16 protein-coding genes are annotated in these 12,831 nt (G+C 45.9%); 9 read left to right on the top strand and 7 right to left on the bottom strand.

All coding sequences use genetic code 11. From position 1 onward, the window contains the following. Window positions 1–50: 50 nt before the first annotated feature. Both ICN10_RS02115 and ICN10_RS02110 read right to left on the bottom strand, forming a co-directional pair. Window positions 51–497 carry a hypothetical protein gene (locus tag ICN10_RS02115; protein WP_068324290.1) on the bottom strand — a complete coding sequence of 149 codons (447 nt, stop codon included), beginning with the start codon at window positions 495–497 and terminating at the stop codon, window positions 51–53. A gap of 26 nt (window positions 498–523) precedes the next feature. Next, complete coding sequence (locus ICN10_RS02110; RefSeq protein ID WP_216212021.1) at window positions 524–1,048, bottom strand: META domain-containing protein; 525 nt, start codon at window positions 1,046–1,048, stop codon at window positions 524–526. 224 nt (window positions 1,049–1,272) lie between these two features. On the opposite strand from ICN10_RS02110, the gene rpsP reads away from it, so the two are divergent. From rpsP to ICN10_RS02080, 6 genes are all read left to right on the top strand, one after another. Beyond that, window positions 1,273–1,518, top strand: a complete 246-nt coding sequence (rpsP, locus tag ICN10_RS02105; protein WP_011902362.1) for a 30S ribosomal protein S16 — start codon at window positions 1,273–1,275, stop codon at window positions 1,516–1,518. A gap of 92 nt (window positions 1,519–1,610) precedes the next feature. Then, window positions 1,611–2,177 (top strand): ribosome maturation factor RimM, encoded by a 567-nt coding sequence (rimM, locus tag ICN10_RS02100; RefSeq protein ID WP_216212018.1) that lies wholly within the window; start codon window positions 1,611–1,613, stop codon window positions 2,175–2,177. Between the two features lie 25 nt (window positions 2,178–2,202). After that, window positions 2,203–2,949, top strand: a complete 747-nt coding sequence (trmD, locus tag ICN10_RS02095) for a tRNA (guanosine(37)-N1)-methyltransferase TrmD (RefSeq protein WP_216212015.1) — start codon at window positions 2,203–2,205, stop codon at window positions 2,947–2,949. 133 nt (window positions 2,950–3,082) lie between these two features. Then, on the top strand, window positions 3,083–3,478 hold the full coding sequence (rplS, locus tag ICN10_RS02090; RefSeq protein WP_068324277.1) for a 50S ribosomal protein L19: 396 nt from the start codon (window positions 3,083–3,085) through the stop codon (window positions 3,476–3,478). Window positions 3,479–3,540: 62 nt separating this feature from the next. Continuing rightward, window positions 3,541–4,278 (top strand): CoA pyrophosphatase, encoded by a 738-nt coding sequence (locus ICN10_RS02085; protein WP_216212012.1) that lies wholly within the window; start codon window positions 3,541–3,543, stop codon window positions 4,276–4,278. After that, window positions 4,275–5,234, top strand: a complete 960-nt coding sequence (locus ICN10_RS02080; protein WP_216212009.1) for a CobD/CbiB family protein — start codon at window positions 4,275–4,277, stop codon at window positions 5,232–5,234. Before ICN10_RS02085 ends, ICN10_RS02080 begins: the two co-directional genes overlap by 4 nt. Here ICN10_RS02080 and rsgA read toward each other — a convergent pair. Beyond that, window positions 5,179–6,192, bottom strand: coding sequence for a ribosome small subunit-dependent GTPase A (gene rsgA, locus ICN10_RS02075; protein ID WP_216212006.1), 1,014 nt, complete (start codon window positions 6,190–6,192; stop codon window positions 5,179–5,181). The two genes, ICN10_RS02080 and rsgA, sit on opposite strands and share 56 nt — an antisense overlap. 2 nt (window positions 6,193–6,194) lie before the next feature. Continuing rightward, the gene (locus ICN10_RS02070) at window positions 6,195–7,448 is read right to left on the bottom strand and encodes a M48 family metallopeptidase (RefSeq protein WP_216212003.1); all 1,254 of its coding nucleotides are present in this window, start codon (window positions 7,446–7,448) and stop codon (window positions 6,195–6,197) included. Window positions 7,449–7,463: 15 nt separating this feature from the next. On the opposite strand from ICN10_RS02070, the gene orn reads away from it, so the two are divergent. Next, on the top strand, window positions 7,464–8,060 hold the full coding sequence (gene orn / locus ICN10_RS02065) for an oligoribonuclease (protein ID WP_216212000.1): 597 nt from the start codon (window positions 7,464–7,466) through the stop codon (window positions 8,058–8,060). A 75-nt stretch (window positions 8,061–8,135) separates the two neighbouring features. Here orn and mog read toward each other — a convergent pair whose 3' ends face one another. Beyond that, window positions 8,136–8,759, bottom strand: a complete 624-nt coding sequence (mog, locus tag ICN10_RS02060) for a molybdopterin adenylyltransferase (protein ID WP_216211997.1) — start codon at window positions 8,757–8,759, stop codon at window positions 8,136–8,138. 26 nt (window positions 8,760–8,785) lie between these two features. On the opposite strand from mog, the gene pmbA reads away from it, so the two are divergent. Further along, window positions 8,786–10,132 (top strand): metalloprotease PmbA, encoded by a 1,347-nt coding sequence (pmbA, locus tag ICN10_RS02055; RefSeq protein ID WP_216211994.1) that lies wholly within the window; start codon window positions 8,786–8,788, stop codon window positions 10,130–10,132. Between the two features lie 71 nt (window positions 10,133–10,203). Then, on the top strand, window positions 10,204–11,286 hold the full coding sequence (locus ICN10_RS02050; RefSeq protein ID WP_216211991.1) for a TRAP transporter substrate-binding protein: 1,083 nt from the start codon (window positions 10,204–10,206) through the stop codon (window positions 11,284–11,286). A gap of 86 nt (window positions 11,287–11,372) precedes the next feature. Here the strand turns inward: ICN10_RS02050 and ICN10_RS02045 are convergent, their stop codons facing one another. After that, a complete protein-coding gene (locus tag ICN10_RS02045) occupies window positions 11,373–12,035 on the bottom strand; it encodes an alpha/beta hydrolase (RefSeq protein WP_216211988.1) in 663 nt (220 codons plus the stop codon). Between the two features lie 33 nt (window positions 12,036–12,068). Further along, complete coding sequence (locus ICN10_RS02040) at window positions 12,069–12,710, bottom strand: hypothetical protein (protein WP_216211985.1); 642 nt, start codon at window positions 12,708–12,710, stop codon at window positions 12,069–12,071. Window positions 12,711–12,831 lie beyond the last annotated feature (121 nt).

Genomic DNA, 12,831 nt, shown 5'->3' with positions numbered 1-12,831 from the left:
AAAAAAACCGCTCCAAAGAGCGGCTCTTGCAAAAGAAAGGCTATCCGCAATTACTGGGATAGCTTTTTTGCTTCATGGATTTGAGAGATAAAGAATTGCTCGAATGAGACTGCTAAAAAAGTCATCATCACACCAGCACCAAAAACTAAAGAGAAAATCACAGTCAAGATCACGGGCCAGCCAGAGCGGCTGCGACGATGCTCTTCAATGCCTGGGTTAAATTGAGCATCCCACTTTTCATCTAAGCGCAGACCGAAAGCAATCGTCGTCAACCAACTTGCTTCAATCGCAATAAATCCAAAAGTCACAAGTACCCATCCTGGCGCAGAATGAAAATGTGCACCTTTTAAAATAACCCAACCCGCCACACCACCAATTAAGGCAAATAACTGCACCCATGCCCAAAAGGATTTGAGCCCCTGTAGATAAAAGCAGTTGAGACCGCTTCCAGGAAGGAGAAATCCCAGTGCACAAAATAGGAGTTTGGATTTTTTCATAAGTATTTCTGTAGAGTTGCCGATGTTTATTTATTTGGTTTTTGAGTAAAACTTAATACTTCGCGATCCGCGCCAATCATGAGTAGTTGATCGCCATTACGCACGATGCTGCGATAGTCGTTTAGCTGATAGAGAAAATCATTTTCTAGTTCCATGCGTTGCGGACTACAAGCCATTTTGGTGCTGGCAATTTTCTTGAGAGAGAAGCCACGCGCATCTTCATCGATCGTTGCAGTAAAGCGGTTGCATCCTGTTGAACCACTAAGGCGCTGGCCATTGACGTCAAAAATGATTTGGATGGGATTGCTAGCGTCACCTTGGGGGATCTGGCGGGCGCGAACCTCACCATTATTGTTTGGGGGCAAGTTCCAGCGGGTGAGCTCCCATTTGGTGTTTTTGAGCTCACTGCTCGGTGGGCTGATTTTGGCGCCACAAGGTGGGATAACGTTAGCGCAACCAACCAAAAGACCAAGACCTAAGCAAGAAAGCGCCAGAAATAGCCTATTTATTTGGCTTCTAAAGGCGGCTGAAACGCTGGATTTAAGGGTCATATTTTTCTAAGTTATTGTTTTTAATATACTTTTTACATCTGGCTACATTCTATTCTACTGGCTAGCCTGCTTAAATAGGTGGAAGAAGTAGGGGTTTTCGTCTAGAATATGAGGTTTTCCGCTCTACCGTATCTGTATTTGGTGAGCTGGAGCCCAAGATTTTTTGTAGAAATTTCATTGGGTTGTAATCAACCTGTTTTCATTTTAGATTTTAAGGAATAAGTATGGTCGTCATTCGACTGGCACGCGGCGGTTCTAAGAAGCGCCCTTTTTACAGCATCGTTGCTACTGATAAGCGCAACCGTCGTGACTCGAACTTTATCGAGCGTATTGGTTATTTCAACCCACAAGCAGCGGCAACTGAGCAAGCAATGCGTATTGCTCAAGACCGTTTGACTTACTGGACTGGTGTTGGTGCGCAAATCTCTCCAACAGTAGTGCGTTTGATCAAAAACAATCCAGCTGTTTAATATTCGATTACTAAAAGCTTCGTCGAAGTGATGAAGCTTTTAGTGGCAGAATTTCTAGTAGTTCTATTTTGGGAAAATAAGGTGTCTTACAAATGAGCACGCCTTCCCTAAATGATTTGATTGAGCTTGGTGCCATATCTGAGGCACAAGGTTTACAGGGTCAAGTGAAGGTTAGGCCTCACTCTTCAGAACCTGTAGCACTTCTTTCTTCTAAATCGGTTTGGTTATCTCTGATCCCGCGTAGGGATGCTGGCGTTTCTGCGTCTGTAGAGCAGGGTTCATTGACGCAATACAAAGTAAAGAGTGCCAAGATGCACAGTGGCAATGTGGTGATGGCTCTTGACGGCGTCAGCGATCGCGATCAAGCGCTTGCATTAAAGGGTGCCAGAATATTAGTTGCGCGCGATGCCTTTCCAAAGGCTGAGAGTGATTCCTATTACTGGGTAGACCTCATTGGATGTAACGCCATCAATTTGCAAAATGAAACTCTTGGTGAAGTGATTGATGTCACTGAGAATGGTGCGCATGGTGTGATCGCAATTGGCGATGCACAAACAAAGACAATCAAATATTTGGTGCCGTTTGTAAAAGAAGTAGTGCAAAACGTTGACCTGCCAAACAAACTGATTACGCTTGACTGGCAATCTGACTGGCAATAAAGCTCAAAGATAATTCGAGATAGATATGCGCTTTGATGTTGTGACCTTATTTCCGGAAATGTTCTCTGCTTTAACGCAGTGGGGTATTACTGGGCGCGCATGCGAACAATCTTTGGCCAGTGTCCATTTATGGAACCCTCGAGATTTTTGTTCTGACCCTCGTAAAACCGTAGATGATCGTGCCTATGGCGGAGGCCCAGGAATGGTCATGATGGCAAAGCCATTGGAAGATACCGTTGCCGGAATCAAGGCATCCCATGAGGTGGCAGGGATTAAAAGTGGACCAATCTGCTTGTTGGCGCCCCAAGGTGAGCGCTTTTCTCAGAAGATAGCGACAGATATCCTCAATTACGGCAATTTAAGCTTCATTTGTGGTCGATATGAGGCTGTAGACCAACGTTTTGTCGATCGAAACGTGGATTTGCAGCTGTCTATTGGCGATTTTGTGCTTTCTGGGGGTGAAATCCCCGCTATGGCCATGATGGATGCGGTAATCAGGCTTATTCCAGGGGCCCTTGGAGATGGCGAATCAGCCACCCAGGATAGCTTTATGAACGGCCTTTTGGATTATCCGCACTACACCCGCCCTGAAATATATGAAAATTTATCCGTTCCGGACGTGCTTTTGGGCGGACATCACGCTAAAATAGCGGATTGGCGTCGGCAGAAGTCTTTAGAGCTGACGTTGAGGTTAAGGCCGGACTTAATTGAATCGGCTAGAGCCAAAGGGTTGCTAACCCGAGAAGATGAACAATTTCTTCGCTCTCTGTAAATGCTTTTAGTGTTCAGTAGTGAATAGGTAGTTTAGTTTTTGGTTTAGTGAAATTGTTTTAACTGCATCCTCTATTAGGTCCGTTGATTTATATCTCGGGATTAAACGCTAATACGATGTTTAAGGATTAAAAATGAATTTAATTGAAAAAATTGAGCAAGAAGAAATTGCTCGCTTAAGTGCTAACAAAGTATTGCCAAGCTTTGCTCCTGGCGACACAGTAGTTGTTAGCGTAAACGTAGTTGAGGGTACACGTAAGCGTGCCCAGGCCTTTGAAGGCGTTGTGATTGCTAAGCGCAATCGCGGACTCAATTCCAGCTTTATCGTTCGTAAGATTTCATCTGGCGAAGGTGTAGAGCGTACATTTCAAACTTACTCACCATTGATCGCTGGTATTGAAGTGAAGCGTCGCGGTGATGTACGTCGTGCGAAGTTGTACTACTTGCGCGATCGTTCAGGTAAGTCTGCACGTATTAAAGAGAAGTTGCCTGCGCGTAAGACTGCAGCAGCAGCTCCAGCCGCAGAATAAATGTCGGCTTGAAGTAAAAAAGGCGGCCTCGGTCGCCTTTTTTGTTGCCTTAGAATATGAATATGCCCAAGACACCAAGCCCTGAAGACTACGCAATCAATGTTGCCGCACCTCCAGGATTTGATGCACAAGCAGTTCCGATTTATGAGACATGCGCACATGAAAAAAAGGTGGCAAAAGAATTCCTTGAGCCAGCCGGTTTAAAGCTGCGTTTGCAATCTCCACCAGAGTGGCAGCCAGAGATTACCGATGAAAACCGTCATGTGATTGCGGCAGATATTATTGCCAAACGTGAGTCTGCCGGAAAAGTGACTAAAGCTGCCGTACTCATTCCTCTTGTATTAAAAGAGGAGGGATTGTCAGTGCTGCTGACGCAAAGAACCAATCATTTGCGCGATCACGCAGGGCAAATTAGCTTTCCAGGGGGTCGCATGGATCCCGAGGATCAAAGTCCAAATGACACTGCTTTACGGGAGAGTCAGGAAGAAATTGGACTGGATCCCAAGAGAGTTGAGATTATTGGCCACATGCCTCAGTATTTAACGGTATCTGGCTATAGCGTGACGCCAGTAGTGGGATTGGTTCAGGCTCAGGCAGAATATGTCTTAGATGAGTTTGAAGTAGCGGATGTATTTGAAGTACCCCTGAGTTTTTTACTTGATCCTGCTAACCATCAGGTTAGACTGTGGCAAAGTGAGCAGGGCGGACGACGTTTTTATTCGATGCCTTATGAGAACCGCTTTATTTGGGGTGCCACTGCGGGAATGTTGCGTAACCTTTATCATTTATTAAAAGTATGACTTTCTTTTCTATTCTCTTCGCCCTCATTGCTGAGCAATATCGCCCAGTAACTTCAAGCCATTGGATTGCGCGTGTTTGCGCCCGCTGGTTAGATTGGGTTGCCGCTGAATTCGGTGGCAAGACTGAAGAAGGTGCAAGCCCTGTAGGCGCGCGTATGGCCTGTTTGGTTGCCTTCATCTTGCCAACCTTCCTAGTGTTCATGGTGTATGTCGTTTGCATGGTGACTTACCCCATCCTTGGATTTATTTGGAACATCGTCATCGCGTATTTGTTTTTTGGCTTTCGTCAGTTCAGCCATTCATTTACTGCTGTGCATGAAGCGATTGAAACGCATGACTTGCCTGGAGCTCGTGCTGCCTTGGGTGAGTGGTACGGCCCTGAGCTAGATACTTCCAACTTGACTGAGACTGAAGTGATTTCTTTGGCGCTTGAGCGTGCCATTATCGGATCACATCATCATGTCTTTGGTGTGTTGTTCTGGTTCATGATGCCAATGGGCCCTGCGGGTGTTGTGCTCTATCGCTTGGCAGACATTGCTGCGCAACGTTGGTCTGAGCGCGGCGACTTCAATCTAAGTGAAGCTGCACGTCATTTCTTCTACGTCTTGGATTGGGTTCCTGCACGCATTACCGCCATGGGCTTTGCGATTGTTGGTAACTTCGAAGGTGCTGTTTATGGTTGGCGTTACCTGACACAAAAATGGTCTGATTCTTTATCAGCAGTAATCTTGGCTGCAGGTAGTGGCGCTCTAGGTGTTCGCTTAGGTGAGCCAATGAGTGAGCCTGATAGCGATGAAGCATTGCGTATGGCAGAAGCTGGTGAGCCAGTTGTATACGAGGTAGGTCTTGAACCTACTGAGCGCACCATGCGCTCAGCAGTGGGATTGGTATGGCGTCTCGTTATCGCTTGGATGGCTTTGTTGCTAATGCTGACCATCGCTCTTTGGCTTGGCTAATTCCCTGAATTTGTACATCCGCCGTTTTTGAGTCGGAGTGTAATTGTCTAAATAGCGCCAGTCTTTCTGGCGCTATTTCGTTTCTGTCTACCGCTTCTCGCACCGCACAGTCTGGCTCAGATAAATGCGCGCAATTATGAAAGCGACACTTACCAAGTAGGTCTTTAAATTCTCTGAAGGCATGCTGAAGTTCGCTTACAGACATGTGAGCTAAACCAAACTCTTGAAAACCTGGTGAATCAATCAACGCACCTAGCTTGCCGGTTTCATCTCTGCCCCAGGCTTCAGGCAGTTCAAAGTAACGGCATGCAGTGGTGGTGTGTTTGCCGGTATCTAGACGGACTGAATACTCTTGAGTCAGCGCTGCGGCGTTGGGTATCCAGGCATTGAGCAAGCTAGATTTACCCATACCTGATTGACCAACAAAAACAGAAACCTTGCCTTGCAAGGCTGTACGTAGGGAGTCAATCGAGGCTGGATCAAATTTGGCGGAGACTTCACTCACCTGATAGCCCATGCGCGCATAAGGCGCGATGATTTTTCGAGCATGCTCCAGGTTATCTTTGAGATCGCATTTATTAAGCAGGATATGTAGACCAATTTGGTTGGCTTCTGCGGCTACTACCGCTCTGCCTAAAAGGTCTGGTGAGAAAGCCGGCTGTGTTGCGAGCACTACTAGGATTTGATCTACGTTTGAAGCAATGAGCTTGCTCTTAAATGCATCTGAGCGATAGAGAAGATTCTCTCGAGGCTCAATTTGAATAATGCGCGCCTGATCTGCAGAAGTCATTTCAAGCAACATGCGATCACCCACGGCGCCGATGTGTTGCTTGGCGGGTGTGCTTACTTGAATCAGTGGACCACTGGGTGACTCGCAGCCATTAGCATCTGCAGTTAAACGCTGCGCTAAATAATGCCTTCCGTAGGAGGCAATGAGTAGCGCATGAAACTGTTCCATCCTTATGAGCTAAACCGCTGTAAGTTAGCGATGCGTAATGGCGCAGGCGGATGAGAGCTATAAAAAGCCGTATAGATTGGATCTGGCGTGAGAGTCGACGCATTGTCTTGGTACAACTTCACTAGGGCAGTAACCAAATCTTTTGCGGAAGATTTTTCAGCAGCAAAGCCATCAGCCTCGTACTCATGTTTGCGTGATGCCAAGCTAGAGAGTGGTGTGAAGAAGAAACTAAATACTGGCGATACCAGCATAAATAGTGCCAATGCAAGTCCACCGTTATAGCCATTGAGGTTAGGCATTACGCCCAAGTCTGTATAGAACCAAACCTTAGTGCTAATCCAGCCTAAGAGAGCAAACATGGCAAAGCTCAACGCAAAGGAAACCAAGAGGCGCTTACGAATATGGTTGCATTTGTAATGACCAAGCTCGTGTGCAAGTACCGCCTCTACTTCGCCTGGATTGAGTTTCTCAATAAGGGTGTCAAAAAATACAATGCGTTTAGCTTTACCCATGCCAGCAAAAAATGCATTGCCATGAGCGCTACGCTTACTGCCATCCATAACAAATAGACCTTGGCTGGCAAAGTCGCAACGTTTGAGAAGCGCTTCAATCTGGGTTTTTAATGGGCCTTCATCTAGGGCTTGGAATTTATTAAAGAGTGGGGCGATAAAGGTTGGGAAAACCCACTGCATCAGCAAGCTAAAGACTGTTAATACTGCCCATGCCCATAACCACCATAAATCTCCTGCTTTTTCCATCAAGGACAAAATCACCCAGAGTAGTGGCACGCCAATCGCGCTACCTACTGAGATCCCTTTAAACATATCTGAGAAGAATAGTTTTTTGGTCATCCGATTAAAGCCAAAGCGTTCTTCTAGATGGAATTGCTTGTACCAAGAGAATGGAATATCGAGCACTCCAGAAATAAGCACAATTGAAACAAGCAGGGCCATTTGCTGGGGAATGCCTTCGCCGAGAAGTTGCAGTAAAGCCATATTCAATATCTGCAAGCCACCCAATAAGGTGAAGCCAATTAAAATGATGGCGCTGACGCCATTTTCTATAATGCCAAGGCGTAATTTGGCGATAGTGTAGTCAGCCGCTTTCTGATGCTCGGCTAAAGTCACTTTTTCAGCGAATTCAGCGGGTACGGCATCGCGATGCTTTGCCACATAGCGAATTTGACGTTGGGACAGCCAGTGGCGTAAGCCAAAACTAGCAATAAAGGCGATTAGAAAAACAATTGTGAATGTCATGAGATCATTATAGATATGAGCGAGCAAACTAACACAACAGCAACACCGGCAGTTAAGGCGGCACCAGCCAATGAGCACCTTATTTGGGTGGATATGGAGATGTCGGGTTTAAACCCCGAAACCGAGCGGATTTTGGAGATTGCCATCATCGTCACGGACGCCCATTTGAATACTATTGCTACAGCGCCTGTCTGGGTTGTGCATCAAGAGGATGCTGTCTTGGATGCGATGGATGCCTGGAATAAGGGAACTCATGGGCGTTCAGGCTTGATTGATAAAGTGAAGGCATCCACCTTGGATGAGGCTACCGTCGAAGCTGAATGCATTGCATTTCTGAAAAAATACATTAAGGCAGGTATTGCGCCGATGTGTGGCAACACGATTGGTCAAGACAGACGCTTTATGGCTAAGTACATGCCTAAGTTAGAGGCTTACTTTCATTATCGAAACATCGATGTCTCTACCTTAAAAGAGCTATGCAAACGTTGGCACCCCGAGTTGGTCAAAGGCTTTACCAAGAAGCAGGCTCACACAGCCTTGGCTGATATCGAGGAGTCTATCGAGGAACTCAAATACTATCGTGAGAAATTTATCGTACCCTTGCCGCAGTGATTGAATAAGTACTGCACAAGAAAAAGGTCCGCATTGCGGACCTTTTCATTTACTAACAGGCAACTATTTTTTAGATTACTTTTTAATCGCACTCTTGGGTCTAAAGACCTTAATCACTGATTCATCGGTTTCAATATACGGGCCACCAATTAAATCGATGCAGTAGGGTACGGCAGCAAAGATGCCGGGAACGATCGATTTGCCGTTTTCATCTTTGAGGCCTTCAAGTGTCTCCGCAATAGCCTTGGGTTGTCCAGGCAAGTTAATGACCAGCGCAGCATGACCATCGATCTCCCTAAGAACAGCGGTTTGTCGAGACAGAATTGCGGTAGGGACAAAGTTCAGGCTAATTTGACGCATTTGTTCGCCAAAACCAGGCATTTCACGGGTTCCGGCATCACGGGTAGCCTCAGGGGTGACATCTCTTCTTGAGGGTCCTGTGCCGCCTGTGGTGAGGACTAAGTCGCAGCCTAGTTCATCTACTAGTTCAACAATGGTCTCAGTAATAACCTCTGATTCATCGGCAATCAAGCGTTCATGAAAGGCGCAGGGGTTACTGATTGCTTTCATGAGCCAGGCTTGCAGTGCGGGGATGCCTTCGTCTTGATAGACGCCCTTACTGGCGCGATCCGAGATGGAAATGAGGCCAATTTTGACCTCATTTGGGCTATTTCGTTTTAGGGCTTCGGTATGCTTCATGTTTCTATTCTAGCTATTATTAGGGTATGTTTACATACACATCGAATCAGTTTCAAGAAATCATCGATTTCATGCTCAAAGAGGCCAAAAGAAGGGGAGCCTCAGACGCCGTAGCTGAGGTTTCGGAAGGGCAGGGTCTATCCGTCACCGTTCGCAAGGGCGAAGTTGAGACCATCGAGCAAAGCCTAGACAAGCAAGTGGGCGTTACATTATTTTTGGGCCACCACCGTGGCAATGCTAGTACTAGTGACTTTTCTAAAGAGTCTCTCAAGGCAACGGTAGATGCTGCGTTTCATATTGCTCAACATACGGCTGCAGATGTATGTGCTGGCCCAGCAGAGGCTGGGTTACTAGAAAAGCATCCACTGGATTTAGATTTGTTTCATCCGTGGAATATCGATGCAGCTGCTGCTGTAGAAATCGCGCGTAGTGCCGAAGGTGCAGCATTTGCCGTGAGTAAACAAATTCAAAATAGTGATGGCGCATCTGTATCAGCACATCATGCCCATTTCATGATGGGGACGTCTCTCGGCTTTATGGGCGGCTATCCATTTTCTCGCCACTATATTTCCTGTGCTCCGATTGCAAGTTCAGGCGGTAAGAAAGCGCATATGCAGCGCGATGATTGGTATTCAAGTTCACGCATTCCTGAGGAGTTGGCCGATCCTGCTGCGATTGGGCGATATGCGGCTCAGCGAGCTTTGTCTCGTCTCAAGGCAAGATCATTGAGTACTCGACGTTGCCCTGTGATCTTTGAGGCCCCTTTGGCTGCGGGCATATTGGGCGGCTTGGTACAAGCGGTTTCAGGAGGTGCCTTATATCGTCGCTCTAGCTTTTTGCTCGATAGCTTAGGTAAGCAGGTTTTACCAAAGCATGTCAGTTTGTTTGAAGACCCACACTTAAAGTCAATGACTGGCAGTGCGCCATTTGATGAAGAGGGTGTAAAAACATCTGCTCGTACGGTGGTAGACAAAGGAATACTGGAGGGCTATTTTTTATCAACCTATTCAGCGCGTAAATTAGGCATGAAGACTACCGGCAATGCGGGTGGCTCTCACCATCTCACTTTGCATAGTAAGAAAACGCCTAAGGGTGGTTTACCTGCCTTATTAAAAGAAATGGGCACGGGTCTATTGGTTACAGAGTTAATGGGCCAGGGCGTTAATTATGTGACGGGCGATTATTCACGTGGCGCATTTGGTTATTGGGTTGAAAACGGTGAGATCCAATATCCTGTCGAAGAGGTCACTATTGCTGGTAATTTGCGCGACATGCTGATGGATATTCAGCTCATAGGAAGCGATACGTTGATCCGCGGGACCAAAGAAACAGGATCAATTTTGTTGGGCTCAATGACAGTTGGTGGAAAATAATTAAAGAGCTGAAGACAGTTACTAAACAAAATCTATACACAAACTCATGATTTTTTAAGAGGGAGACAGTAATGCAAAGACGTTCATTTTTAAAGAAAGCAACTATTGGCGCTGGCGCTGCAGCTCTAGCTACACCGGCACTTGCGCAAAACTTACCAACTTTAAATTGGCGTCTGGTGTCCAGCTTTCCTAAATCATTAGATACCTTGTTTGGTACACCTGAAGTCTTTGCAAGTGTATTACGTAAGGCAACTGATGGAAAATTTAATGTAAAAGTATTTGCAGCGGGTGAAGTGGTTCCAGCCTTGCAAGTATTGGATGCGGTTCAAAACGGCACGGTAGAGTGTGGACATACTGCGAGCTATTACTACTTAGGTAAAAACAGCGCTTTCATCTTTGATACTGCCGCTCCATTTGGCATGACAGCCAGACAGCAGGCTGCTTGGATGCTCCATGGCAATGGTATGAAGTTAATGCGTGAGCTCTATGCAAGTTACAACATCGTCAATTTCCTAGGCGGACAGACTGGTACGCAAATGGGCGGATGGTTTCGTAAAGAGATTAAATCTCCAGAGGATTTAAAGGGTCTGAAATTCCGTATCGCAGGCTTTGCAGGGCAAGTACTTGCAAAGCTAGGTGTTGTTCCACAGCAGCTACCTGCTGGTGAGATCTATTCGGCCTTAGAAAAAGGCACGATTGATGCTGCAGAATTTGTTGGCCCATACGATGATGAGAAGTTGGGTCTAGCTAAAGTAGCTAAAAATTATTATTACCCTGCGTTTTGGGAAGGCGCCGCAGGATTATCTTTCTTAGTTAATAAGAAGCAGTGGGATTCATTACCACCTTCATACCAAGCGGCATGGGAAGCAGCCTGTTTTGAGGCGCATACCGATATGTGCGCCAAGTATGACGCGCTAAACCCGCCAGCATTACAACGCCTTTTGCAAAATGGTGCGGTACTGCGTAAGTTCAACACTACGATCTTGGATGCTTGCTTTAAGGCTAGCCAAGAAACCTATGCGGAAGAATCTGCCAAGAATCCACAATTTAAAAAGATTTTTGAGGACTATCGCGCCTTTAGGAATATGGAAGCCCAGTGGTTTAATGTGGCTGAACAAGCATTTTCACAATACAGCTTCAATAAAAAACTTTAATCAGAGTGCTGTCAAACAAAAGGGGTTCCTAATGAGCCCTTTCTATTTTGATTTTTACATTAATGAGTTAAGCGCTAATGGGATTATCAAGCTATCAGTACCCTCTGTAAAAAGCGTGAGATATCCATCAGCTCTTCGTGATTCACTGAGTGCTCCATTGGATATTCATTCAAATCCACTTGATAGCCCATGGATTCAAGCAGGGCATATGATGCTTGTGCCCGATCCAGAGTAACCACTTGATCATAAGTTCCATGCGCCATAAAGATGGGGGTAGCGGAGTTTGCAGAATGTTTTTCAATGTTGGCACTCATCGCTAGAGGTAGGTATCCCGATAACGCAATAATGCCTGCAAGCTTATGTGGAAAACGCAGGCCAATATGTAATGCCATTGCGCAGCCTTGTGAAAAGCCTGCTAGCACGATTTTTTCGTATGCAATTCCGCGACTAGCCTCTTTTTCAATAAGCTCAATAATTGCAGCTGCTGACTTCTGTATACCAGCCGCATCTTCTTGATCCATGAGGTTTCGGCCAATGATGTCATACCAGGCAGGCATTACATAGCCGCCATTCACAGTGACAGGCATGCTGGGCGCGCTAGGAAATACAAAGCGAATTCCGGGGCAGCCCGTGAGTTTTAATTCTGGAATGATTGGTACGAAATCATTGCCATCAGCACCAAGGCCGTGTAGCCAAATAACAGCAGCAGTTGGATTTGGACTTGTTTCTAGTTCAATGCAAGGGAGCATATCAATTTTCTCTTAATGAATTTGAATCGATCATTATCGACTCATATAAGCTTCTTCGTTGTAGGTTGACACCCAGTGTGGTCTGAAAATTAACATGATCGCCAAAAGCATTCCGGATAAAGAGCCTTCCATAAACGCAATAATAATGAGGCCTAAGAACCATCCCTCGAAATCTAGCTGATTTGCTTCACCCATTACCAACCTGATAACTAGCAGGAGGGTTCCCGATAGAATCACGCTCATAAAAGCAGCTACATAACCATTGCCAAGAATCAGAACAAATAAGTGCTTTGGTATGAATCGTTGAATAATTTGTATAGATAGATAAGCAAATAGCGTGGGCAGTACGCACACCATTAAATAGTGCTGTGATGCAGCTTCATAGTTCCCCTGTATTGTATAGACCCCCAGAAATGCCACTGGAAATAAAATGGTAAGAGCGATCGCTGGCCCAAACATCGCTGTTAGCAGTGAGGCGCCATAAAAGTGGAAGATCAATCCATAAAACTTTCCAGCAGGTTGGCCCGGGAGGTTTGGTGAAATATTCCAGGCGATCACCAAGAAGAGAATGGTGGCGGGAGCCAGCCAACATAGTGGTGGTTTTAAAAATGAGCGGGGTGGACTTGCAAACAAGGCTCCCAGAAAGATGGCTACTGCCAGGCTAAACCAAATCATATTGCCTCTATTTACTCAGATAGGTGAATGGCTCAGTCTAACTAAAGCCCAGATAAAACCTATCGGCACTTTCACTAGGGGTGGTGCGGAACTGAGTAGAATCTCCCAATACATTCTATTT

The organism is Polynucleobacter sp. 86C-FISCH (assembly GCF_018882415.1).
Taxonomy (GTDB): Bacteria; Pseudomonadota; Gammaproteobacteria; order Burkholderiales; family Burkholderiaceae; genus Polynucleobacter.
The sequence above is the reverse complement of the archived record's forward strand: the minus strand, read 5'-3'. Positions and strand labels throughout refer to the sequence as shown.

Bases quoted from the DNA above. Each gene is read 5' to 3' on its own strand.
- ICN10_RS02115 (WP_068324290.1), bottom strand. From the start codon at position 497: ATGAAAAAATCCAAACTCCTATTTTGTGCACTGGGATTTCTCCTTCCT.
- ICN10_RS02110 (WP_216212021.1), bottom strand. From the start codon at position 1,048: ATGACCCTTAAATCCAGCGTTTCAGCCGCCTTTAGAAGCCAAATAAAT.
- rpsP (WP_011902362.1), top strand. From the start codon at position 1,273: ATGGTCGTCATTCGACTGGCACGCGGCGGTTCTAAGAAGCGCCCTTTT.
- rimM (WP_216212018.1), top strand. From the start codon at position 1,611: ATGAGCACGCCTTCCCTAAATGATTTGATTGAGCTTGGTGCCATATCT.
- trmD (WP_216212015.1), top strand. From the start codon at position 2,203: ATGCGCTTTGATGTTGTGACCTTATTTCCGGAAATGTTCTCTGCTTTA.
- rplS (WP_068324277.1), top strand. From the start codon at position 3,083: ATGAATTTAATTGAAAAAATTGAGCAAGAAGAAATTGCTCGCTTAAGT.
- ICN10_RS02085 (WP_216212012.1), top strand. From the start codon at position 3,541: ATGCCCAAGACACCAAGCCCTGAAGACTACGCAATCAATGTTGCCGCA.
- ICN10_RS02080 (WP_216212009.1), top strand. From the start codon at position 4,275: ATGACTTTCTTTTCTATTCTCTTCGCCCTCATTGCTGAGCAATATCGC.
- rsgA (WP_216212006.1), bottom strand. From the start codon at position 6,192: ATGGAACAGTTTCATGCGCTACTCATTGCCTCCTACGGAAGGCATTAT.
- ICN10_RS02070 (WP_216212003.1), bottom strand. From the start codon at position 7,448: ATGACATTCACAATTGTTTTTCTAATCGCCTTTATTGCTAGTTTTGGC.
- orn (WP_216212000.1), top strand. From the start codon at position 7,464: ATGAGCGAGCAAACTAACACAACAGCAACACCGGCAGTTAAGGCGGCA.
- mog (WP_216211997.1), bottom strand. From the start codon at position 8,759: ATGAAGCATACCGAAGCCCTAAAACGAAATAGCCCAAATGAGGTCAAA.
- pmbA (WP_216211994.1), top strand. From the start codon at position 8,786: ATGTTTACATACACATCGAATCAGTTTCAAGAAATCATCGATTTCATG.
- ICN10_RS02050 (WP_216211991.1), top strand. From the start codon at position 10,204: ATGCAAAGACGTTCATTTTTAAAGAAAGCAACTATTGGCGCTGGCGCT.
- ICN10_RS02045 (WP_216211988.1), bottom strand. From the start codon at position 12,035: ATGCTCCCTTGCATTGAACTAGAAACAAGTCCAAATCCAACTGCTGCT.
- ICN10_RS02040 (WP_216211985.1), bottom strand. From the start codon at position 12,710: ATGATTTGGTTTAGCCTGGCAGTAGCCATCTTTCTGGGAGCCTTGTTT.